Raw genomic sequence first — 22,848 nt, 5'->3', positions numbered from 1 at the left:
AGCATGGGACGGAGTATCTCTGCCACCGCCATGGACTTCACCGCGACGCGACTCTGGATTGAATCAATGGAGTCGGCATTGGGAGCCCCGGAAGAGGACAAGGCGCGCACCCGGCTGCGCGAGGCATTCCTTTCATTCCGGGAGAAGGCCAGGCTGCTCACCGCGGAGATCCATAGGGACCTGCCGGACTTCACCGTCCATGACATCACCCACCTGGACGCCTTGTGGGAGATGGCGGCCCTGGTGGCCGGGCCTGAAATCCGGCTCACCCCTCCCGAGGCCTTCGTCCTGGGAGGCGCCATCCTGCTGCATGATGCCGGGATGGCCCTGGCGGCCTATCCCGGAGGGCTCGCGGAGCTCCAGGGCACCCAGCGCTGGCAGGATACCGTCGCCGCGCTCCTGCGCACGCGGTTGGAGCGGCACCCACTTCCCGAGGAGCTTCTCCGGCCCCCCGAGGACGTCACGGCCGAGGCGCTGCGCGAGCTGCTCCGGGCCAGCCATGCGGAGCAGGCGTCCCGCCTGCCGTCCATCGAGTGGAAGAGCCGGTCAGGTACCCGCTACCACCTCATCGAGGACGTCGGGCTGCGAAAGACCTTCGGGGAGCTCATCGGACGCATCGCCCAGAGCCACCACTGGCCGGTGTCCCGGCTGGCGGATGAGTTCTCCGAGGTCGCCGGCGCCCCCGCCTGGTGTCCCGGCTCCTGGCTCGTGGATCCCCTGAAGCTCGCGTGCTTGCTGCGCATCGCGGACGCCAGCCATCTGGACGAGCGGCGAGCACCAGGGTTCCTTCGGGCACTCCGCAAGCCCAGCGGCCACTCGGACCCGCACTGGGCCTTCCAGGAGCGGCTGCTCAAGCCCCGGCGGGAGGCGGAACGGCTGGTCTACACCTCGTCACGCTTCCCGTTGGAGGAGGCCCCCGCCTGGTGGCTGTGCTTCGATGCCCTGCGCATGGTGGATCGCGAGCTTCACGCGGTGGACTCACTGCTCGCGGACCTCGAGCGTCCCCGGCTGGCGGTCCACGGCGTGGCGGGAGTGGAGGATCCGCTGCGTCTGGTGCGGCTGATTCCCACCGAGGGCTGGCTTCCCGTGGACACGCGGGTGAAGGTGAGTGACATCCCCTTGCTCCTCAAGAGACTGGGTGGCGAGCAGCTCTACGGGGAGAACCCAGGGGTTCCGCTGCGCGAGCTCCTCCAGAATGCCGCGGATGCCGTACGGGCCCGGCGGGTGCTGGAGGGACGGCCCGCGAATTGGGGCGATGTCATCGTCCGGGAAGGCCAGGACGAGCAGGGGCTCTGGTTGGAGGTCGAGGACACCGGCCTGGGCATGTCCCAGGAGGTGCTCATCGGACCGCTGCTCGATTTCGGGACGAGTTACTGGACCTCGCCGCTGGCGCGCGCGGAGTGCCCCGGACTCATGTCCAAGGGGTTCCGGCCCACGGGAAAGTACGGCATCGGGTTCTTCTCGGTCTTCATGTGGGGCGACCGTGTCCGCGTGGTCACCCGGCGTGTCGAGGAGGCGCAGCGGGACACGCGGGTGCTCGAGTTCCACGCCGGACTGGGCTCGCGGCCCCTGTTGCGTCCGGCGCGTGAGGAAGAGCGGCTCCGAGAGGGAGGCACGCGCGTCCGGGTGTGGTTCGATGCGCCCCTCAAAGTCCCCGAGTGGCTGCGCTCCGTCGTGAACGAGGAGAAGCTCGAGAAACTGTCGTTCGGCGATGCGCTGGCGATGCTCTACCCCTGTCCCGACGTGAACGTCCACATCGAGGATGCCACAGGCCGCCTGGAGCGGGTGCTCGCGGCCTCGGATTGGATTGACATGGAGGGGACCGCGCTGCTGGAGCGGCTGCGCCTGCAATCAGCGCTCACCGATCCACTCTGGTTCAAGAACGAGCACGAGGACGTACGCCAAGCCCGAGGAAGGAACCTGAGGCTGCTGCACGGCCCAGCCGGTGAAGTCCTGGGCCGGGCGACCATTTCCTTCATGTGGAAGTACGGGCCCGGCTTCTCTCGCGGCATCATCGTCAACGGCGGTCTCCGGATCGACGAACTCGAATCCCTCTCGGGAGTGCTCGTTGGCTCTCCCCAATCCGCGGCACGAGCGTCCGCGCTGCCCAGAGTCGACCCGAAGGAGCTGGCGCGCTGGGCCACGGAACAGGGGCAGCTCTGGCAGCGCGAGCCGCTGCCGACCGAGAGTCTGAATGAGGTGGCACAGGTCGTCAGGAGCTGCGGCGGGGAGGTGACAGGCTTGCCGGTCGCATTCGCGGATACAGGGTGGCTGACGCTAGAGGACATCGCCCGGCGCCAGTGGGGCCCGGAGGTCATCCTGGTGCATCGCCATGAAGTGGGGCTGGAATTCGCGGATGGAGAGTTCGCGCGGCACTACTCGCTCGTAATGGACCGGCAATATTCTCAGCTCCACGCGAACATCCTGGCGGTGGATCAGGTCGGTAGCAGCCTGTTGCGCGCCAATTGGTTGGGCACCCAGCCCTCATGGCCCTGGACGAATGAAGACAGACTCCACGGGATCATCCCCAAGGGGACACTCGCCTGGTCCGCCGTGGAAGCACTGGCACGAGCATGGGGCGTCGAAACGGAGCAAGTGGTCGTCGCCCACAAGGCCGACGCCGGACCGGACCTCATCATTGGACAGGGTTCGGAGGAACGGGGCACGCTCAAGGCCTTCGACTGGCTCATCGTCCGTAAGCCCGCGTAGCGCCCTTCAACCCGTGGTCCGCAACCTCTCCGGCAGCGGCGTGCGCCCGGACAGCCACTCCACGGCTTCCGGGGCGTAGAAGAGCGCGCGGATCCACGGCAGCTCGCGGAACCGGCCCGGCTCCACCCCGTACACCCCACCCTCCTCGCGCAGCCAGCCCACCGCCCGCGCGTGCTCCAGCTGCGGCCCGTACATCGCCTCCAGCTCCACGCCCGCGAAGGCCCGGAAGCGCACCGGATCGATGCGCCCGAAGTTCAACGAGAGCAGCACGTACTTCGCGCACCGCTCCGCGTCCGGCAGCGTGTACCCGTCCTCCTCCGGCAGCACCGCCCCGCCCTCCACCGCCCTCACGTACGCGTCCACCTCGTACGGCGCGAACCACCAGCGCGCCCCCACCAGGCTCGACGCGTAGTTGCCCGCGCCCACGTACGGCAACCCGTCCAGCAGCCGCCCCTCGAAGTACGGCGATGTCCCCGTCTCCCCCGCGTGCCGCGAGAAGTTCACCGAGCCATAGGGCGCGTGGAAGCCGTTCGCCGTCAGGTGCTCATAGGCCAGGTCGTACAGCGTGCCGTACTCCCCCGGCGTCGGCCGCACCGCCGTCAGCCTCGGCATCGCGCGCCCCGCTCCCCGGTACAGGCAGTCGTACGTCGTCACCGAGTCCACCGGCAGCGCCGTCACCCGCTCCAGGTCCTGCCACCAGTGCTCCCGCGTCTGCCCCGGCAGCCCGAACACCAGATCCACGTTCACCCGGCGGAAGCCCACCGCCGCCAGCGCCTCCACCGCCCGCTCGCCCAGGTTGCGCTGCGCACGCCGGTTCACCTGCGCCAGCGTCTCGTCATTCGTGCTCTGCAGCCCCATGGACACCCGGTCCACCCCGCCCGCCTTCAGCACCGCCAGCCGCTCCCCATCCGTCGCCGCCACCCGCGGCGTCGTCTCGATGGACAGCGGCCACGCCCCCTCGCACCGCCGCCTCCAAGGCCGCAGTGCCTCCAGCACCCGCTCGAGCAGCTCCGGCACCAGCAGCGTCGGCGTCCCCCCGCCGATGTCGATACCCGGCACCGTGCACCCCGCCGGCAGCGCCGCGTCCAGCCGCCCGAGCTGCGCGCACAGCGCCTCCACGTAGCGCGCGTGCACCGCCGCGCCCTTGCGCAGATCCACCGCGAAGTTGCAGTAGAAGCACTTCGCCTCGCAGAAGGGCACGTGCACGTACAGCAGCACCCGCTTCAGCGCCTCCAGCGCCATGCCCGCGCCGGGCGGTGACGTGAAGCGCTCACGGAAGTACTCCCGTGACGGCGGGTACTGAATGGTGAAGTCCAGCGGCCGCGCCGAGGCCAGCGCCAGCGCCCGCCTCCAACTCACCGCCGCGCCTCCTCGGCGATGATGCGCGCCACCGCCGCCACGTCCTCCTCCCCCAACGTCTGGTGGATGCCCACGAAGAGCGACGCCTCCGCCAGCGCCGTGCAGTGCGCCAGCCCGTCGTGCGGCACATCCTTCCACGCCGGCTGCCGGGTGATGGCTCCGCCCATCAACGTGCGCACCTCCACCCCGCGCCCCATCAGCCGCTCGGCCAGCCCCGCCGCGCTCCCCGCCTTCACCGTGAAGGGGAACACGAAGGGCGAGCCGTTGTCCGCTGGCGCCGCGTACACCGTCAGGCCCGGCTCGTCCCGCAGCGCCTCGTACAGCGTGGCGTAGTGCGCGTGCCGCCGCGCCTCGTGCGCCTCCCATTTGCGCAGCTGGAAGCGCCCGAAGCAGGCATTCAGCTCGGACAGCTCCAGGTTGTGCCCCATGCGCACGTAGTGGAAGTTGTGGTGGATGCCCGGCGGCGCCGTGCACGCACTCGGATCATAGTGACAGGTGCACTCGCGGCCCCAGTGCGTCACCGACTCCACCACCCGCTGCCAGCTCGCGTCCGGGCACACCACCGCGCCACCGCCAAACGAGGACAGGTGGTGCGGGTGGTAGAAGCTCCACGTCGCCAGCGTCCCGTACGCATGCGCCGGCTTGCCGCCGATGCGCAGGTCCATCGTCTCGCAGGCGTCCTGCAGCACCAGCAGGCCGTGCTCCCGCGCCAGCTCGAGCAGCGCCTCCAGCGCCGCCGGGAAGCCCAGGAAGTGCGTCACGCACACCACCCGCGTCTCCGGCCGCAACGCGCGCCGCACCGCCTCGGGGTCGATGCAGAAGCCACCCGGCTCCGTGTCCACCACCGTCACCGCGAAGCCCGCGGTGCGCAGCGACGACATCGTCGTGGGAAAGGTGAAGCCCGCCGTCACCGCGTGCGCCCCGGGGCCCGTGCGCTCCGCCAGCGCGAGCGCCGCCGCCAGGTTCGCCGAGCTGCCCGAGTTCACCAGCGCCAGGTGCCTCGCCCCGAAGCGCTCACCCAGCTCCGCCGCGAAGGCCTTCAGGTTCGCCCGCGCAGGGCCCAGCTGCCCCGCCACGAAGTGCTCGAAGCCCTCCGTCTCCACCGGGCCCGTGCAGGCATACCGATAACGTCCCATCGCCGCGCTCCCCCCTTCGCGCTCAGCGCGCCTGCTTCTGCGCCGGCTGCGGCAGATCCGGATCGATGCCGCGGGCGATCCACTCCACCGCCTTCCTCTCCCACTCGGGGTCCTTCAGCGCGTCCAGGTAGCGCTCGTAGGCGTACACACCCGTGGCCTTCGCCAGCCGAAGGATTTGAATCAACGCCACCGTGCTGTCCAACACCACCACGGAGCGCTCCATGCCGTGGCCGCGCAGCCACACCATCGACTCCTTGATGAGCTCCTGGGTGTCCGGCGGGTTGGCCTTCTGCGATCGCGAGTCCACCAGCAACCCGAAGGGCTTGCCTTCGAGGGCCACCACCCGGGAGCGCAGATCCTCGAACCAGGCCCGCGCCTCCGCCGGGGTGATGTACCCGGGCGCGTGCACCCGGAAGCCGTAGTCCGTGACGACGTTTTGAGGGACAGGCATCACTTGCCTCGTGTTCCGGCGGGGGAAGAGCCTCGCGTCCGAGGCCGCCGGAAAGGTGCCTGGCAGCTTAGCTCGAACTTTCTTCCGCTCGGAAATTCAAGGGGTTGGAGGCGGGCGCGCGCGCCCTATCACATTCCAAATCCAGCAGGCCTGAAAACTTTTAATTTACTTGTTTGCCCGCTGCGGAAACTGGGGTACTTTGCGCCACCGTCACCCTCCGACACACCGCGTCGCGCGCACGCGAGCCTCGCTTTCTCATTACCCGAGATTCAGGCGAGGTCCACAAACCCGCTGTTCTGGGGAAGCGCGCACCCCGAACGTTCAAGAAGAAGAAAGGGGAGCCCGTGTCCCAGCCCGCCCTCGCCAAGGCCCTGCAGAGCCAGCCACTGCGCGCAGAGCCCACCACCGCCCTGTTCTCCCAGGGAAGGCACCCCTTGAGGGACGGGCGGGTGGAAGCGACCGCGGCCACGCGGGACACGAGCGCGCATGCGGAGCAGCAGACGCGGCCGGAGGAGTCCCAGCCGGAGCTGACGCGGCTGCGCTCCTTCCACTCGTTCGAGGACATGACGGTGGCGGAGGCGCTGCTGGCGCACCTGGAGGCGGAGCAGGTGGATGCGGTGTTCGGCATCCCCGGGGGCAACATCGCGCCGCTGGTGCAGGCGCTGCGGCGCCAGTCGCGCATCCGCTTCATCATCGGCAGCCACGAGGGCGGCTCGGCCTTCATGGCGGACGGGTACGCGCGCGCCACGGGCAAGCTGGGCGTGTGCGCGGTGACGGCCGGCCCCGGGGCCACCAACGCGATGACGGGCGTGGCCTCGGCGCACCTGGATCAGGTGCCGGTGCTGACCATCAGCGGGCAGGTGTCCACCGAGCGCTTCGGGCTGGGCGCCATCCAGGAGAGCACCGACGAGGGCGGCATCAACACCGGGGAGATGTTCCGCCACTGCACGGCCTCGAGCACCACCGTGGTGGACGCCAAGAGCTTCCCGCGCCTCTTGGAGCGGGCGCTGAAGACGGCGCACGCGGTGCCGCACGGGGCGGTGCACGTGAGCATCCCCACCAACATCGCCCGGCAGAAGCTGGCCAAGGTGAGCGTGCCCACCGCGCCGGGCGCCTGGAAGAGCACCCTGCCCGCGGCGCCGGCCTCCGAGGTGTACACGGCCTTCGAGCTGCTGCGCCACGCGAAGCGGCCCCTGGTGTACCTGGGCTCGGGCGCGCGGGAGGCGCTGGAGAGCCGGGGCGCCGAGTTCGCCGCGCTCGTGCGCCGCTACTGTCTGCCCGTGGCCACCAGCCTGCGCGGCAAGGGGCTCTTCTCCGAGGAGGATCCGCTCTCGCTGGGCGTGCTGGGCATCGCCGGCAGCAAGCGCGCCGAGCAGTACCTGAGGGAGGGCGTGGACGTGCTGCTGGTGCTGGGCAGCCGCCTGGGGGAGTGGGCCACCAAGAGCTTCTCCCCGCTCTTCGAGACGGCGCACACCGTCATCCAGGTGGACGCCACCCCGTCTGTCATCGGCCAGTTCCTCCAGGTGGAGCTGCCCATCGTGGCGGACGTGGGCTCGGTGGTGGCGGGGCTGGTGGAGTTCGGCCATGGCGCCGCGCCGGGCAACGAGGCGCACGTGCGCGAGCGCCGCCAGCACCTCAACGCGCTGAACCTCGCCCACCGCTCGGCCGCGGACGTGCTGCCCGAGGACGGCCCGCTCAAGCCGCAGCACGTGATGGAGGAGCTCAACCCGCACCTGCACGCCCACACGGACCTGTACGTGGACATGGGCAACTGCACCGGTTGGGCCACGCACTGCCTGCGCATCACCCCGCCCGCCCGCGTCTTCTACCCCTGCGGCCTGTCCTCCATGGGCTGGTCCATGGGCGCCGTCATCGGCGGCAAGGTGGGCAGGCCGGAGAACACGGCGATTGCCCTCACCGGGGATGGCTCCTTCCTGATGAATGGCACCGAGCTCGTCACGGCGGTGCGCTACGGGGTGGGGGCCGTCTACATCGTCCTCAACGACAACTACCTGGGGATGGTGAACCACGGCGAGCACGCGCAGTCGGGCGGCGAGTACGCGCTGGATGACCCGTACTTCAGCCTGGGGGACCCGGACCTGGTGAAGTTCTCCGAGTCGCTGGGAGCCCGGGCCTACGAGGTGACGCGGCCGGGCCAGCTGGCGGAGCTGCTGCCCGAGGTGCTCCAGCGCGCGGACGAGGAGCGCCGGCCGCAGGTGCTGGTGTGCCGCATCGACTACCGCGAGGTTCCGCCGTACGGGGACCGCTTCGCCGCCGTCGCCTCGACCCCGAAGGAGGACTGAGCGCGGAGGGACGTCTCGCGGGGTAGAGTCCGGGCCAGGAGCCCGAATGACCCAGATTCCCGCCACGACGTCCGCCAGCGAATCGGCCGCCCCCCTCACCACGACAGGAGCCCCCCCGCCGGATCAGCGGGGCTTCTTCGGCCACCCGCGCGGGCTCTCCACGCTCTTCTTCACCGAGCTGTTCGAGCGCTTCAGCTTCTACGGCATGAGGGCGCTGCTCATCCTCTTCATGACGGCGGCCGTGGAGAAGGGCGGACTGGGCTTCGACAAGACGAAGGCGGGCGCCATCTACGGGCTCTACGGCGCGGGCGTGTACCTCACCGCCATGCCGGGCGGGTGGCTGGCGGACCGCCTCTTCGGCCAGCGGCGCGCGGTGCTCTACGGCGCCATCCTCATCGCGCTGGGCCACTTCAGCATGGCCTTCCCCAGCGTGAATCTCTTCTACCTGGGGCTGCTGCTCATCGTGCTGGGCACGGGGCTGCTCAAGCCCAACATCAGCGCCATGGTGGGCGAGCTCTACCCCGAGGGCGGCGCGCGGCGGGACGCGGGCTTCTCCATCTTCTACATGGGCATCAACCTCGGGGCCTTCTTCGCGCCCCTCATGGTGGGCACGCTGGGACAGCGGGTGGACTGGCACCTGGGCTTCGGCCTCGCGGGCATCGGCATGGTGGGCGGCATCGGCGTGTACCTGTGGGGCGGACGGCACCTGGGGGAGATTGGCAAGCGGCCCCGGAGCGCGGCGGCCTCCGCGGGACAGCCGGAGAAGCGCGCCTCGCCCGGGCCGGTGCTCGCGCTGGCCGGCGGGCTGGTGGGACTGCTGGTGGTGCTGCAGGTGCTCGGCCTGGTGGAGCTCACCACAGCGGAGGGCCTGAACAGCGCGGGCGGGTTCATCATCCTGACGCTGGCGGTGGCCTTCTTCGTCTACTCGTTCATCGCCGGCGGGCTGGACGCGACGGAGAAGCGGCGGCTGGGCGTCATCGGCATCCTCTTCATCTGCTCGACCATCTTCTGGGCCGGCTTCGAGCAGGCGGGCTCCTCGCTCAACCTCTTCGCCGAGGAGCGCACGGACCGGGTGGTGTTCGGCATCGACATCCCGGCGAGCACGCTGCAGGCCATCAACGCGCTCTTCATCATCTGCCTGGCGCCCGTGTTCGCCTGGATGTGGGTGCGGCTCAACAAGCGGGGCCTGGAGCCCTCCAGCCCGGCCAAGTTCTCGCTGGGGCTGGCGTTGATGGGGGCGGGCTTCCTGGTGATGGTGGCGGCCTCGGTGGCGTCCGAGGGAGGCCACAAGGTGAGCCCGCTGTGGCTGGTGCTCACCTATCTGCTGCACACCCTGGGCGAGCTGAGCCTCAGCCCGGTGGGACTGAGCACGGTGACGAAGCTCGCGCCGCACCGCATGGTGGGGCAGATGATGGGCGTGTGGTTCATGTCCATGTCGCTGGGCAACCTCATCGCCGGGCGCGTGGCCGGGAGGCTCGGGACGGATCCCACGCCGACCTTCGGCGCGGTGGCCGCCGTCGGCATCGCCGCGGGCCTGGTGCTGGCCCTGCTCGTGCGCCCCATCCGCCGGATGATGGGCGGGGTGCACTGAGGCTCCCGCCCGGGAGGCTCAGCGCTTGGAGAAGGTCTCGGCGCTCTTCTCCCGCATCTTCTGGAGCCGCTCGCGCGGGAGCCACTGGCCGCGCACCATGACGCCGAGCGCCCGGTCCGCCTGGCTCACGTCCACCAGGGGGTTGCCGGGCAGCAGCAGCAGGTCCGCCCGCTGGCCCACCGCCACCGTCCCGAAGCGCGCCGCCGGGTCCACGTGCTCCGTGATGAAGGCGCCGGCGTTGCGCGTGCCAGCGGACAGCGCCTCGTAGGGCGACAGGCCCGCCTTCACCAGCTCCGCGAGCTCCAGCTGCGTCGACCTGCCCGGGAAGAGCCCGGCATCCGACGCGTTCGAGCCGAGCACCAGCCGCACGCCCTCCTTCTGCAGCGCGAGGGTGAGGTGCTGCACGAAGGGGTATGCCGCCTGCTCGCGCTCGCCATAGGCCGCCACGTCCACCCGGCGCGTGGGGTTGGAGTAGCGCCAGTTGCGCAGCACCTCCGGCGAGAGGTACCGGGCCTCGGGGTCCGCGAAGACGCCCTCCAGGTCCTTCAGCATCCGCAGCGCGGTGTCGATGTGCACCAGGTCCGGCACCACCGACGTCCCCGCCTCCTTCGTCGCGCGGGCCAGGGCGGGAATCCTCGACTCATCCCGCGACACGGAGTGGAAGTACTCCTCCCCATGGGAGATGAGCGCCTGGCGCGAGCGCAGCACCGTCTCCACGCCCACCGTGCGCGGCACGTGCCCCACCACCGGAATGCGCTGCTGCCGGGCCATCGCCACCAGCGTGGCGTACACCTCGGGGTTGATGTTGTCGTAGACCTTGAGCGCCTGGTAGCCCGCGTTCTTCTGCTTCACCACGGCCACCCGGGCCTGCTCGGGCGTCGTCACCGACACCACCTTGCCACCTGGAGGCCCTCCATCCAGCAGCGGGCTGCTCGTGTAGAGCGTGGGGCCCAAGCGCTCGTTGGCCTTCAGCCGCGCCCCGAGCGCCAGGTGCTCGAGCGAGCCGTCCAGCTCGAAGAGGCTGGTGACGCCGTGGGCCAGGTACGACAGGAGCTGCTCCTCCGAGTGCAGGTGGACATGGAAGTCCGCCAGCCCCGGCATCACGTAGCGGCCCTTGCCGTCGATGCGCTCGGCGTCCGCCGGCACGGTGATGGACGCCGATGGGCCCACGGACGTGATGAGCCCGTTGCGCACGATGACCGTGTGGTCCTCCAGCACGCGCTCGCTGTCCATGGGGACGACGTTCACCCCGATGAACGCCACCGCCCGCTCCGAGGCCGTGGGATTGGGCTGGAGCTCGCGCACGCAGCCGGGCAACAGCACTCCGGCGAGTGAGAGAAGGCTGGCACTCAACAGCGTCCAGGCCCGCGAGGTCTTCATGGGGGTGGGTCCTCTCATGCGTTGCAGGTCCGCAACTCGTTTGCGCAACGCATTATAGAGGGAGTGGCCCACGGCGAAGCAGCCATACCGGGAGTGAATTCACCCGCCCAGCAGCCGCGACCAGTCGTCCGCGTTGTCGAACAGGTGCACGCCCAGCCGCTCGCACACCTCCTGGTGCACCCGGGCCGCCGCGCCGCCCACCCAAAGGGGCGTTCCCTTCGGCACTCCCGCAACGATGCGCGACAGCGAGTCCTCGAAGTCCTGCGCCCCGTGGTCCGTCACCGCCGACAGCCCCACCAGCTCCGCCTTCAGCTCGCGCGCTACCCGGCCCACCTCCGCCGCCGGCGTCCGCTGCCCCAACAGCGTCACCGACAGCCCCGCGTGCCTCATCCGCAGCGCCGCCCCCAACAGCCCCAGCTCGTGCTGCTCGTCCGGAAAACAGGCCAGCACCACCCGCCGGCGTCCCCCGTCCGGTGCCGCGTGCAGCAGGCTGATGACCCGCGCTCGCACCTCCTGCGTCACCAGGTGCTCCTGCGCCACCGAGAACGCCCCCGCATGCCAGCGCTCACCCACCTCGCGCTGCAAGGGCACCAGCACCTGCTCGTAGGCCTTCAGGGGGGTCAGCGCCCCCAGGACCTCGTTCAGCACCTGCGACACCCGCCGCTGATCCAACACCGCCGCCGCCGCCAGCGCCTCGTCCCGCCAGGACTGCAGACTCGTGGCGCCCGCTTCCGAGACGGGCTCGGGCGCCGGCTGCGCCGTGGCCAGCTCCTCCAGCAACTGCGGCAGCATCGTCGCCGCCTCGCTGATGGACACGCCCTCCTCGGTGAGCTGCTTGAGCCGCCGCAGCAGCGACACGTCCCGGTCCGTGTACACCCGGTAACCCGAGGGCGTGCGCCGGGGCGACAGCACCCCGTAGCGCCGCTCCCAGGCGCGGATCAGCTCCACCCTCACCCCCGACAGCTCGGCGGCGATGTGGATTCTATAGGTGCGCTCGGCCATCCCACTCCTCCCTCGCCCCACCCTCCTCAGGTGCGGTTCGACGCGCCGCGCGCCTGCTGCCAGAGGGCCACCAGCTCCTCCGTGGACTCCGCGTACTGCGCACCTGCACTGAAGATGGCCTTCAGGTGCTCGCGCGCGCCCGGCCCCCCTACTACTACCATCGCCGGAGCACACGCCTCTACCGCGCTCTGCAGGACCAGCCGCAGCTCCTCCGCCTCCCGCCGCCGCACGCACGAGAGCGCCACCAGGTCCGGGCTCACCTGCACGCACGCCCCCCGCAGCGCCTCCGCCGGAGTGTCCGCCCCCAACAGCGTCACCCTCCAGCCCTTGCGCTTGAGATGCAGGCCCAGTGCCAACAGCCCGCCCTCGTGCATGTCGCGTTCCGGACAGGCCAGCACCACCCGGGGGCCTCGCGGGGGGGTGTCCTCGGCCAGCAGCAGCGCCCGCAGCCGCTGGCGGATGAGCGCCGAGCCGAGGTGCTCGCGCGCGATGTCCAACCGCTCCCCCATCTCCCGGAGCAGCGGCATGAGCAGGGTGTCCACGAAGGGCTCCACCTCCATGGAGGCCTGCGCCTCCCCCAGCACCCGGTCCGCCTCCTCCCCGTCCATCACCATCACCGCCGACCAGAAGCGCTCCACCAGCCGCTCGCGCACCGGCAGCTCCGCCACCGGCACCGTGCGCACCTGGGCGATGGCCTCGCTCACCGACAGGCCCTCGGTGATGAGCTTCGCCACCCGGCGGACGTTCTCCACCTCGTCCCGCGAGTAGACGCGGTAGTTGCTCTCGTTGCGGTGCGGGCGCGGGAAGCCATAGCGCCGCTCCCACGCGCGCAGCGTGGCCTCGCGGATGCCCGTCAGCCGGGCGATGGTTCGGATGCGCAGCATCATGCCGAGGGCGCCCTTCCCCTCACCGCGTCCCACCGCTCCGCCACGCCCAGTCCGCCCGACACCACCCGCGAGAAGCCCTCCAGGCCCTTCACCTCCGCCAGCCGGCGCACCGCGCCCTCCAGCTCCGACTGGAAGCGCGACAGGGCCCCCGCCGCGTGCGGCGCGCCCACCTCCACCAGCACGTCCGGCCGCTCGTGCTCGAAGAAGGCGTAGCGGATGGCGAGCGGCACGCACTCCACCTGCCCCACCCGCCCCAGCAGCTCCACCCCGCGCTCCAGCCGCAGCGGCAGCACGCCGAAGGGGCGCAGCTCGCCCTCCGGGAAGATGCACACCGCCGCCCGCGGTTGTCTCAGCAGCTCCCGCGCGTAGCGCAGCGTCTCCAGCGACGAGGCCGCCTCGCCCCGGCGGATGCTGAAGGCCCCCAGTCTCGAGAGGAAGCGGTAGCGCTCCAGGTTCTGCTCCTCCATCACGCAGTACGTGTCCCAGCCCGCCGCCTTGCCCACCTGGTGCAGCACGAAGCCGTCCCACCAGTTGGAGTGGTTCGCGTACACCAGCCGAGACCCCGCGCCTCCTGGCAGCTGCCCGCGCACCCAGAGGCCCCGGAACGCCGACCGGAACTTCCACCCCACGTACCCGTCGAGCACCCGGCCGAAGAGTCCACCCTTCGCCGCCCGTATCACGGCGCTCGCGCCTCCCGACGCGAGAGCAGCACCGTGAACAGCGTCAGCCCGAGCGACACCATCACGCTCGTCAGCAGGAAGAAGAGGATCTCCTCCAGCGGCACCCCGGCCACGTACACGCCCAGGTGCTTGCCCTCGCCGAAGTTCCAGATGCCCACCCGGATGGCCAGGTGGTCCGCCACCGCCAGGTACGTGCCCACCACGAGCGCTGGCAGCAGCACCGCGCGCAGCACCGCCCACGTGCGGCCCCGGAAGTGGTGCACCAGCACCGCCAGCTGCAACACGATGAAGGGCACCGCCCACGCCAGCAGGTGGATCATGTACGCCCAGCGCGACTCCATCATGACGCCACCTCCTCGGCGTCCAGCCGCGGCTTGGGCGCTCCCGGCTCCTCGGCCGGGCGCTTCTGGGGCTCGGGCGCCTCCAGCACCCGGCGCAGCCGCTCGCGCGCCCACAGGCCCACCAGCAGCGTCTGCAACCCGAAGAAGAGGTACTCCTCCAGGGGCAGGTAGCCCAGCTTGATGCCCCAGATGAGCTCGGGCTTGAAGCCCCACAGCCCCCACTTCACCGCCAGGTTGTCCCACGGCGACGTCGCCGCGTAGACCACCACCAGCAGCAGGCCCATGGGCGCCAGCCCCCGCGCCGTCAGCGTGCGCCGGTAGCGCACCAGCAGGAAGAGAATCGGCAGGACGACGAACAGTCCCAGGAAGCGTGCGTACGTCATCCCCGGCCTCCACTGAGCTCCGGCGACATGCGGCCCCCGGAGTGCAACGCGTAGGTGCGGCCCCGCCACGTCACCCGCGACGGCCGCACGAGAGAAGTCATGAACGCCGCGAGGAGCAGCGCCTCGCCCAAGAGCCAGTCCCACAGCACGGGGCCCGGCGTGGTGCTCCCGATACCCTCCCCCCGTCCCTCTCCCGGAGGGAGAGGGGTTGTTGGCGGAGTGGTGAGTACCGTCAGGCGCCAGGAGAGCAGGGTTCGCACGGCCAGGAGACCCGCCACTCCCGCGCTCAGCCACATCGAACCCGTGAGGAAGCTGAGCGCCAGCAGCGGCCACGTCGGCGTGAAGAGCAGCGGCACCGTCGGGTACAGCCCCGGCCGGTGGCTCGCCAGCACCTGCATCCACCGCGTGAAACGCGCCAGCGCCCCACCCCACGTCCCCGGCGCCAGCGGCACCAGCGCCGGCACCTCGCACAGCTCCACCTCGAGGCCCCGCGCGTGCAACCGCTTGGACAGCTCCAGGTCCTCGCCGATGTGGTCCGCCAGCACCCGCAGCTCGTCCACCGCCTGGGGGCTCAGCCCGAGCGCCTTGCCACACACCGCCTTGGCCCCCGCGCTCATCACGTGCAGCGCCCGGAAGCTGTGGTGCGTGCGGCGCAAGAGGCCCGCCACCGCCCGGTCCGCCAGCGCCCGCTCGCCCACCGGCGTCGGCACCGCCGTGCTCAGCGCCGCCCCCAGCACCACCGGTGCCGCCAGGCCCTCCACCAGCGCCCCCGTCACCGCCACGTCCGCGTCCACCACCAGCACCACCCGCCCCTCCCACGGCAGCGTCTCCAACGCGTGCAGCAGGTGCCCTACCTTCCGGTTCGGCGCCAACGGCTCGCTCCGCAGCCACCGCACGCCCTCGGGCAGCCGCGGCGCCTGGGGCGAGAGCACCACGTGCTCCAGCGGCCCCGCGTAGTCGATGGGCCTCGACAGGTTCTCCAGCTCCCGCTCCGTGGGCGCGTCCACCGGCCGCAGCAGCAGCACCGGCACCCGCGTGGACCCGCCCGCACGGCGGCGCTGGCGCAGCAGCCGGCCCAGCGCCACCGCGCTGAAACCTCCCGCCAGCACCACCCACCCCAGGCCCAGGGCCACCAGCGGGCTCATACCGCACGCTCCACGCGCGTGCGGAAGTGCGCCATCCAGCGGATGAAGGGCGAGTGGAAGCGGCGGAAGTCCGCCACCTCCCCCATCACGTCCAGCCCGTCCCGCCGCGCCTCCACCCGCGCGTAGAAGGGCGAGGACTCCAGCAGCCGCGGCTCGTCCACCGGCTCGTTGCCCGCGTACAGCCGCGCCGGCACGCGCAGGCCCCAGCCCGTCAGGCTCGTGTCGCGCGCCTCGGCCAGCAGGGGCCTCCGCTCGGACTTCGTGCCCAGCGCACCCGCCGTCACCCGCAGCGGCGCCACCCCGCCTGGCAGGTGGTAGTCCACCACCGTCTCCTCCGGCCCGTGCACGCGCGCCCAGTGCCACCCCGGCAGCCGCGCGCCCAGCAGCTCCTCGCCGTGGTTGCTGTCGTGGTAGCCCATTCCCTCCGCCACCACGTCCTCGGAGAGTACCTCCAGCCGCGCCTTCGCCCGCGGCGCCAGCGCCCGCCAGTAGTGCGGCAGTCCCGGCACCAGCTGCACCTCGTCCGCCGCCATCACCTGGGGCTCCAGCACCAGCCGCGCCCGCAGCGGCCCACCAAAGGGCGCGCACTGCTCGTCCACCTCCATGCACACCGTGCCATCCAGCCCGTACTCCAGCATCGAGCGGCCGATGTGCAGCACCCGGCCTCCCCCCAGCACCCGCACCGCCGCGCGCGGGTACTCGCTCAGCACCCAGCGCCGCCGCGTGCTCCGGTGGTACAGCGCGAAGTTCACCGCGCAGTGCTCCAGCGGCAGCGCTCCCCGCTTCACCCCCGCCGAGTAGCGCGGCGAGAAGAGCGAGCCCACCATGAAGATGCACACCGCGCTGTACTCGCCCGCCGTCACGTCGGCGTAGAACCAGCGGTACGCCCCCGGGGTGTCCGGCAGCGCGGGCAGCGCGTCCCGCCACGCGTCCCCCTTCGGAGTCTCCGGGAGGGCCAGGTCCAGGCGCCTCATGCGCTCCTCCGCAAGTGCTCGGAGGCCATCTCCGCGGCGAAGCGGCCCGACAGCATCACCAGCGGCACCCCGCCGCCCGGGTGCGTGCCTCCGCCCGCGAAGAAGAGCCCCGGCGTGCAACCCCGGATGCGCGGACGGCGGAAGGGGCCGAACTTCCCATGCGGCAGGAAGCCGTAGATGGAGCCGCCCGGCGCGCCCAGGGCCGCCAGGTCCACCGGCGTGCGCTGCCCCACCACCCGCATGCGCCCGCGCAGCTCCGGGTAGTGCGCCAGCAGCTTGTCGAACATCTGCGCCTTCACCCGCCCGGCCTGCAGCTCCCACGCGGCCGCCGCCTGCTCATACGCGGCCGGCTCGCGCGGCAGCGCCGGGGCATTCACCATCACGAAGAGGCCCATCTTGCCCGGCGGCGCCACCGTCGGGTCCGTCGCCGAGGGGTTGCAGAAGTACACCGTGGGGTCATTCGCGAGCTGGCCCCCGAAGAGCTCGTCGAACTCGCGGCGGTAGTCCCGGCCGAAGAGCACGGTGTGGTGCGGCAGCGCGGGACGGCCGTCCACCTCCAGCAGCAGCACGTAGCCCGACAGCGACAGCGCCTCGCTCCCCCGCCCCAGCTTGTCCAGCGGGTCCGCGTTCACCACCACCGAGTCGAAGCGCTCCTCGCCGCCCCGGGGCCCCACCTGGTAGCCCCGCGCGTCGCGCGTGTACCCCACCCGCTCGTTGAGGTGCACCTTCACGCCCTGGCGCTTCACCGCCTCCCCGAGCGCGTCCACCAGCGCGCCGATGCCGCCCTGGACGTGGTGCACGCCATACGCGCGCTCGATGTGGGGGATGAGGGCGTAGGCGGCGCTCGCCTCGTAGGGCGAGGCCCCCGCGTACGTGGCGAAGCGGCCCACGAACTGCTGCATGTGGTCCGTCTTGAAGTGCGCCCGCGCCAGCTCGTCCAGCGTGGCCAGCTTCATCCCCTTGGCCATCGCCACCACGCCCCGCCGCGCCACCCGCGCCATGAAGCCGGCCATGCCCTCGAAGGGCGCCTCCAGGTAGGGCTCGCCCGCGGCGCGCCAGATGGCCTCGGCCTCCGCATAGAAGCCGTGCACCCCGTGCCGCTCACTGGGACGCAGCTCGCCCGCGCTCTCCGCCGTGCGCTCGAGGTCCTTGTACGCCACGAAGCCGCACCCGTCAGCGAAGCGGTAGGTGCACTGGGGCTCCAGCTCGGTGATGGGCGGCAGCAGGTCCGCCGCGCCCAGGCCCTCGAACAGCCCCTTGACCACGTCCGGCAGCGTGAGCAGCGTGGGTCCGGTGTCCAGCCGGAGCCCGTCCACCCGCACGCACTGCGCCTTTCCTCCGAGGGTGGGGCCTCCCTCGAAGAGCGTGACGTCGTGGCCCTCCTTCGCCAGGAGCCCGGCGGCCGTCAGCCCTCCGATTCCGCCGCCCACCACCGCGACACGCATCGTCTTCATCGCGCAGCCTCCTTCCGCCGGACCTCCTCGGCGAGGATCTCCCGCGCACGCTCGGGCCGGTAGACGCGCTCACGCGCCAGCCGCTCGGCCACGATCTCCACCAGCTCGCCCTGGGCGCCCACTTCCGCCGCCACGCGCCGCGCGTGCAGGGCCATGTGCCCCTTCTGGATGCCCTCGGTGGACAGCGCCTTGAGCGCCGCCAGGTTGGTGGCCAGTCCCGCCGCCGCGGCCACGCCCGCCAGGTCCACCGCGCTCGTCACCTGGGCCAGCTTCAGCGCCCGCTGCACGCCCGGGTGCGTGCGCGCCGCGCCGCCCACCGTGGACGTGGCCAGGGGCATCTCCAAGAGGCCCACCAGCTCGCCCGCCGGGCCCTGCTTCCACGCGGTGAGCGGCCGGTACACGCCCGAGCGCGCCGCGTACGCGTGCGCCCCCGCCTCCACCGCGCGCCAGTCGTTGCCGCACGCCACCAGCACCGCGTCCACCCCGTTCATCACGCCCTTGTTGTGCGTGACGGCCCGGTACGGATCCATCTCCGCGAAGAGCTGGGCCTCCAGAATCGCATCGCGCACCGCCGTGCCGTCGGGGAAGCCCTCGGAGGCCAGCGCCGCCGAGGGCACCGTCACGCGCACGTACACCTTCCGGCGATCCGCCAGGTTGGTGAGGATCTTCAGCCCCACCCGGCCCCCGGTGAGGGCGGCGAGCCGCGGTGCCATCCGCTCGGCCAGGCCGTTGACGAGGTTGGCCCCCATGGCGTCCCGGGTGTCCACATGCACGTGGACGACGAGCGTGGTGGCGTCCAGCACGCGCACCTCCAGCTCGCGCGCCCCGCCGCCCCGGGCGCACATGGCGCCCAGGCAGCCATTGGCCTCGGCCAGCAGCTCCGCCGAGCGCGCGCGCAGCGCCATCTCGGCGGCCGTCAGCGCGGGCACGTCCAGCAGCTGCACCTGGGCGGTGGTGATGGGCTCGTCCCAGGTCACGGCGAAGCCGCCACCCTCGGCGCACAGGCGCGCGGCGTAGCTGGCCGCGGCGATGATGGAGGGCTCCTCCACCGACATGGGCACCAGCCGGTCTTGCCCATTCACCACGAAGTTGAGCGCCAGGCCCAGCGGCAGGCCGTGCAGGCCGATGACGTTCTCCACCATGGCGTCCGCGCAGGCCTCGTCGAAACCACCCAGGCCCGCGCACGCCTCGGCCTCCTCCGGCGCCAGCCAGCGCGACTCCACCAGCCGGGTCCGGCGGCTCTCCGGCGTCTGCCGGTAGAAGCCCGACAGGCGCGAGGAGCGCTTCACCTTCAACGTCTGCACCTTGTCGTCACTCATAACCTCACTCCCGTGGTGGCCCCCCTGGGCAGCAGTGGCACCGACACCTCGGGCGTCGGCGGCGCGGGCAGCACGGCCGCGGGCCTCACCAGGATGGTGGAGGCCAGCGCCAGCTTGCGCTTGCCCGGCACCGATAGGCGTCCCTTGAAGACGTCGTAGTCGTTCTCCTCGATGACGCGCAGGATGTCGCCGTAGATGGAGCCCATCAGCTTCACCATGCGCTGGCAGCCGAAGCCGGTGAGCGCCGGAATCCCCGCCGCCGCCCGCGCGTAGTAGGCGCGCGCCCGGTCGATCTGGAAGCGCATGAAGCCGCGCCACCGGTCATCCACCACGCCCGCGCGCAGGTCCTCCACCGACAGGCCAAAGGCCGCCAGCTCCTCCAGCGGCAGGTAGACGCGGTCGCGGTCCAGGTCCTCCTTCACGTCGCGGAGGATGTTGGTGAGCTGCATGGCGCGGCCCAGGTCCGCCGCCGGCCCCAGCGCCCACTCCGCCGAGCACCCGAGCATGGGCGCCATCATCAGCCCCACCACGCCGGCCACCCGGTAGCAGTACAGGTCCAGCTCGGCCCAGCTGTCGTAGCGGCGCTGGGTCAAGTCCATCTCCATGCCGGAGATGAGGTCCTGCATGGGCTGCTCGGGGACGCGGAAGCGGCGGATGACGTCCTGGAGGGCGGCGAACTCGGCCGGATCCCACGGGCCGTCGCCCCCGCTGGCGCGCGTGGCGGGCGGAGGCATGCGCGGGTCTCCCAGCTCCGGCGCGTCCACGAAGAGCTCGGCCACCGCGCGGCGTGCGCGGCTCAACCGCTCGCCCAGGTCCTCGGGCACCGCGCCCCGGTCCGCCCCGTCCGCCACGTCCACCATGTCATCCAGGCGCCGGCAGTAGGCGTAGAGGGCGAAGGCCGCCTTGCGCCGCAGCCCGAAGAGCATGAACGAGGCGAAGAAGAAGCTCTTGGCGTGATGACGCGTGACGCGCTCCGCCATCTCGTAACCACGTACGACCAGGGTGTTGTCGTGCGACTTCATGCCGCCTCCTCGATTGCTCCGCGCCCGGTGCCGCCGGGCTCCGTCACCACGTCCGCCGCTCCCGACCACGCCAGGATGCGCTCCACCACCAGCCGCGCGGAGATGAGCACCGTGGGAAGACCGGTGCCCGGCTGGGTGGAGGCCCCCACGAAGAACAGGTTGCGCACCCGTGCATCCTGGTTGGCGGGGCGGAAGGGACCGATCTGAAAGAAGTTCTGCGCCAGCCCGAAGGCGCTGCCCCGGGCCAGGTTGAAGGTGGCCGCCCAGTCATCCGGCGTGTACACGCGCTCCACCTCGATGTCCCGCTCCAGCTCCGGGTAGCCCAGCTCGGCCAGGCGCCGGAACACCTTGGCTCTCACCTTCGGGCCCTCCACCTTCCAGTCCAGCCCCGGGTGCTGGTGCGGCACCGGCACGAGCACGTAGAGCGCGTCCTTGCCCGGCGGCGCGAGGCTCGGGTCCGTGTGCGCCGGAGCGTTGACGTAGAAGCTCGGATCCTCCGGCACGCGGAAGCGCTCGAAGATGTCGTCGAACGAGCCCTTGTAGTCGTTGCCGAAGAAGACGTTGTGGTGGTTGAGCCCCTCGTAGCGGCGCTTGAGCCCCAGGTACAGCATGTAACCGCTGGAGGTGTAGCGCAGCTTCTTCGCGCGCTTGAGCCGGGTGACGCCCGGGTCCAGCAGCTTCTCGTACGCGTAGGGCAGATCCGCGTTACACAGCACCACGTCCGCCTTCACCACCTGCCCGTCCTCGAGCTCCACGCCCACCGCGCGCGAGCCCCCGGTGAGGATGCGCCTCACGGGCGTGCCGTAGTGCAGCCGCACGCCCTCCTCGCGCGCCACCTTCTCCAGCGCGAGGGGAATGGCGTAGAGGCCCCCCTTGGGGAACCACACGCCCACGCCCAGCTCCGTGAAGGGCAAGAGGCCGTACACCGCCGGCGAGGCGAAGGGCGACACGCCCAGGTACATCGTCTGGAAGGTCATCGCCGCGCGCAGCCGGTCGTCCTGGAAGAAGCGGCTGACGTCCGCGTACATGCGGCGGTGGGCGCGCACCTGGAAGATCTTCTTGAGCACCGAGGGCGCGAAGTAGTCGGAGATGCCCGCGTAGTTGCGGCCCACCAGGTGGTCCAGGCTGGTGCGGTACTGGGTGCGGCCCTGCGCGAGGAAGGCCAGGTAGCGCGCGTAGCTGCCCGGCTCGATCCGCTCCAGCTCGCGCCCCATGGCGCACAGCTCCGAGGTGAAGGTGATGTCCGAGCCGTCGCGGTAGTGGATGCGGTAGTTCGGGTCACACCGCACCAGCGTGAGGTAGTCCTCCATGCGCCGGCCGAGCGAGGCGAACGTCTCCTGGAACACCTCGGGCATGAGGACGATGGTGGGGCCGATGTCCCAGGTGAAGCCGTCCACCTGGAGGCGGTTGCAGCGGCCGCCCGGGCCATCCGTCTTCTCGAAGAGCTGCACCTCGAAGCCCTGGTGGGCCAGCCGCGCCGCCGCCGCCAGCCCGCCGACGCCCGCGCCCACCACCACCGCCTGTCGTTTGCCGCTCCTCACGGTGCTTCTCCTCTCAAACCATGCGGTGGGCCAGCTGGCCGATGAGGGCCTGCAGCAGCTCGCGCAGACCATTGGGGTTGGGCAGCTCCGACAGCGCCCGCACGGCGCCGTGCGAGGCCCGCGCCACCAAGTGCTCCGTGGCGCTCCGGCCCCCCGCCTCCTCCACCAGCCGCCGCAACCGCCCGAGCGCGGCCTCGTCCCGGCGCTCGGCCGGCAGGGCCCACAGCGCCTCCAGCTCCCGGCGCACCTCGGGCACCGCCCGCGACCAGGCCGCCGCCACGGGGAAGGTGCGCCGGCCCACCAGGAAGTCGCAGCCCGGAGCCCGGGCACCGCCCCTCGGCTCGCCGAAGAGGCCGAGCAGCTCCTCGCGCAGCTCGGAGGCGAGCCCCACGCCGCAGCCCACCCGCGCCAGCCGCATCCGCAGCGCGCCGTCCGCTCCGGCCAGCATCGCCCCGCACACCAGGGCGGGCGCCAGGCCCTCGCGCACCATCTTCATGCGCGCCAGCCGCAGCGCCTGCACGACACCGCCCCGGCCCAGGCGCGCGCCGCCCTGCTCCAGGTCCACGTAGCGCCCCACCGAGGTGTAGCGGCACAGCCGCAGGTAGTGCTCGCTGGCCTGCGCGGCGCCCGGCAACCCCGAACTCAGCAGCGTCTCCATCGCGCGGGCGAAGAGATGATCCCCCACCACCACCGACAGGTGCTGCCCCGTGGGGGCCGGCGCCAGCACGTGGTGCAGCGTCAGCCCTCCGCGCCGCAGCACCGTCTGCTCCACCGCGTCGTCATGGATGCAATGGAAGGCGTTGAGCAGCTCCAGCCCCGCGGCGAAGCGCCACAGCCCGGCCGGTACCGCCGCCGAGCCCCGGGCCAGGCAGTAGCCGGCCAGCAGCAGGGCCGGGCGCATCCTCCGGGTGGGGCGCAACACGTACTCGCGGACGTGGCCGAGCGCCTGCGTCCAACGACTGTCCAGCCGGGCCTCGTCCGGCAACTCCAGCAGCTCCACCAACGAGGCCTCCACCCGGGCCTGCACCAGCTGCAGCCATGCCTGCTCCACCGAGGGAGCCGGCATGGGCACTGCAGTGATGAAGGGCGTGAGCCCCATACAGCCTTCCTCCCGGCGGGTGGGTGTCGTCTGTTCTGGAGGTAACCTTTGTGTCCAGCCTCTGTCAAGGCT

Annotated in this window: 19 protein-coding genes; 3 read left to right on the top strand and 16 right to left on the bottom strand. The window is 71.5% G+C overall.

Annotated features, from left to right (window positions below; translation table 11 throughout):
- Positions 1–66 precede the first annotated feature (66 nt).
- On the top strand, positions 67–2,709 hold the full coding sequence (locus tag NR798_RS06620) for a hypothetical protein (protein ID WP_375770570.1): 2,643 nt from the start codon (positions 67–69) through the stop codon (positions 2,707–2,709).
- 6 nt (positions 2,710–2,715) lie between these two features.
- Here the strand turns inward: NR798_RS06620 and NR798_RS06615 are convergent, their stop codons facing one another.
- Genes NR798_RS06615 through NR798_RS06605 form a run of 3 tightly spaced genes read right to left on the bottom strand, consistent with a single transcriptional unit; the run spans position 2,716 to position 5,655 of the window.
- Positions 2,716–4,068, bottom strand: a complete 1,353-nt coding sequence (locus NR798_RS06615; RefSeq protein WP_375770569.1) for a coproporphyrinogen-III oxidase family protein — start codon at positions 4,066–4,068, stop codon at positions 2,716–2,718.
- Positions 4,065–5,204 carry a DegT/DnrJ/EryC1/StrS family aminotransferase gene (locus NR798_RS06610; RefSeq protein WP_375770568.1) on the bottom strand — a complete coding sequence of 380 codons (1,140 nt, stop codon included), beginning with the start codon at positions 5,202–5,204 and terminating at the stop codon, positions 4,065–4,067. Before NR798_RS06610 ends, NR798_RS06615 begins: the two co-directional genes overlap by 4 nt.
- Positions 5,205–5,226: 22 nt before the next feature.
- Positions 5,227–5,655 (bottom strand): hypothetical protein, encoded by a 429-nt coding sequence (locus NR798_RS06605; protein WP_375770567.1) that lies wholly within the window; start codon positions 5,653–5,655, stop codon positions 5,227–5,229.
- Positions 5,656–5,999: 344 nt separating this feature from the next.
- Here NR798_RS06605 and NR798_RS06600 point away from each other — a divergent pair, with 344 nt between their 5' ends.
- Together NR798_RS06600 and NR798_RS06595 are read left to right on the top strand one after the other, a co-directional pair.
- Complete coding sequence (locus NR798_RS06600; RefSeq protein ID WP_375770566.1) at positions 6,000–7,958, top strand: thiamine pyrophosphate-binding protein; 1,959 nt, start codon at positions 6,000–6,002, stop codon at positions 7,956–7,958.
- Positions 7,959–8,004: 46 nt separating this feature from the next.
- Positions 8,005–9,549, top strand: a complete 1,545-nt coding sequence (locus NR798_RS06595) for a peptide MFS transporter (protein WP_375770565.1) — start codon at positions 8,005–8,007, stop codon at positions 9,547–9,549.
- A gap of 18 nt (positions 9,550–9,567) precedes the next feature.
- On the opposite strand, the gene NR798_RS06590 is transcribed toward NR798_RS06595, so the two are convergent.
- The 13 genes from NR798_RS06590 to NR798_RS06530 form a co-directional block, all read right to left on the bottom strand.
- Positions 9,568–10,929 (bottom strand): amidohydrolase family protein, encoded by a 1,362-nt coding sequence (locus NR798_RS06590; RefSeq protein WP_375770564.1) that lies wholly within the window; start codon positions 10,927–10,929, stop codon positions 9,568–9,570.
- A gap of 99 nt (positions 10,930–11,028) precedes the next feature.
- Positions 11,029–11,931, bottom strand: coding sequence for a MerR family transcriptional regulator (locus NR798_RS06585; protein ID WP_375770563.1), 903 nt, complete (start codon positions 11,929–11,931; stop codon positions 11,029–11,031).
- A 26-nt stretch (positions 11,932–11,957) separates the two neighbouring features.
- Positions 11,958–12,818, bottom strand: a complete 861-nt coding sequence (locus NR798_RS06580) for a MerR family transcriptional regulator (RefSeq protein ID WP_375770562.1) — start codon at positions 12,816–12,818, stop codon at positions 11,958–11,960.
- A complete protein-coding gene (locus tag NR798_RS06575; protein WP_375770561.1) occupies positions 12,815–13,498 on the bottom strand; it encodes a lysophospholipid acyltransferase family protein in 684 nt (227 codons plus the stop codon). Before NR798_RS06575 ends, NR798_RS06580 begins: the two co-directional genes overlap by 4 nt.
- On the bottom strand, positions 13,495–13,842 hold the full coding sequence (locus NR798_RS06570) for a lycopene cyclase domain-containing protein (protein WP_375770560.1): 348 nt from the start codon (positions 13,840–13,842) through the stop codon (positions 13,495–13,497). Before NR798_RS06570 ends, NR798_RS06575 begins: the two co-directional genes overlap by 4 nt.
- Positions 13,839–14,222, bottom strand: coding sequence for a lycopene cyclase domain-containing protein (locus NR798_RS06565; RefSeq protein WP_375770559.1), 384 nt, complete (start codon positions 14,220–14,222; stop codon positions 13,839–13,841). The genes NR798_RS06570 and NR798_RS06565 overlap by 4 nt, the downstream gene beginning before the upstream one ends.
- Positions 14,219–15,367, bottom strand: a complete 1,149-nt coding sequence (locus NR798_RS06560; RefSeq protein ID WP_375770558.1) for a glycosyltransferase — start codon at positions 15,365–15,367, stop codon at positions 14,219–14,221. The genes NR798_RS06565 and NR798_RS06560 overlap by 4 nt, the downstream gene beginning before the upstream one ends.
- A complete protein-coding gene (locus NR798_RS06555) occupies positions 15,364–16,341 on the bottom strand; it encodes a carotenoid 1,2-hydratase (RefSeq protein WP_375770557.1) in 978 nt (325 codons plus the stop codon). Before NR798_RS06555 ends, NR798_RS06560 begins: the two co-directional genes overlap by 4 nt.
- The gene (locus NR798_RS06550) at positions 16,338–17,795 is read right to left on the bottom strand and encodes a phytoene desaturase family protein (RefSeq protein ID WP_375770556.1); all 1,458 of its coding nucleotides are present in this window, start codon (positions 17,793–17,795) and stop codon (positions 16,338–16,340) included. Before NR798_RS06550 ends, NR798_RS06555 begins: the two co-directional genes overlap by 4 nt.
- Positions 17,792–19,114 carry a hydroxymethylglutaryl-CoA reductase, degradative gene (locus NR798_RS06545; protein WP_375770555.1) on the bottom strand — a complete coding sequence of 441 codons (1,323 nt, stop codon included), beginning with the start codon at positions 19,112–19,114 and terminating at the stop codon, positions 17,792–17,794. The genes NR798_RS06550 and NR798_RS06545 overlap by 4 nt, the downstream gene beginning before the upstream one ends.
- Positions 19,111–20,136, bottom strand: coding sequence for a phytoene/squalene synthase family protein (locus NR798_RS06540; RefSeq protein ID WP_375770554.1), 1,026 nt, complete (start codon positions 20,134–20,136; stop codon positions 19,111–19,113). Before NR798_RS06540 ends, NR798_RS06545 begins: the two co-directional genes overlap by 4 nt.
- Positions 20,133–21,677 (bottom strand): phytoene desaturase family protein, encoded by a 1,545-nt coding sequence (locus NR798_RS06535; protein WP_375770553.1) that lies wholly within the window; start codon positions 21,675–21,677, stop codon positions 20,133–20,135. The genes NR798_RS06540 and NR798_RS06535 overlap by 4 nt, the downstream gene beginning before the upstream one ends.
- A gap of 13 nt (positions 21,678–21,690) precedes the next feature.
- Positions 21,691–22,776 carry a polyprenyl synthetase family protein gene (locus NR798_RS06530; RefSeq protein WP_375770552.1) on the bottom strand — a complete coding sequence of 362 codons (1,086 nt, stop codon included), beginning with the start codon at positions 22,774–22,776 and terminating at the stop codon, positions 21,691–21,693.
- Between the last annotated feature and the right edge of the window lie 72 nt (positions 22,777–22,848).

The organism is Archangium gephyra (assembly GCF_042230915.1).
GTDB lineage: Bacteria > Myxococcota > Myxococcia > Myxococcales > Myxococcaceae > Archangium > Archangium gephyra_B.
This window is presented reverse-complemented; position numbering and strand designations above follow the sequence as displayed.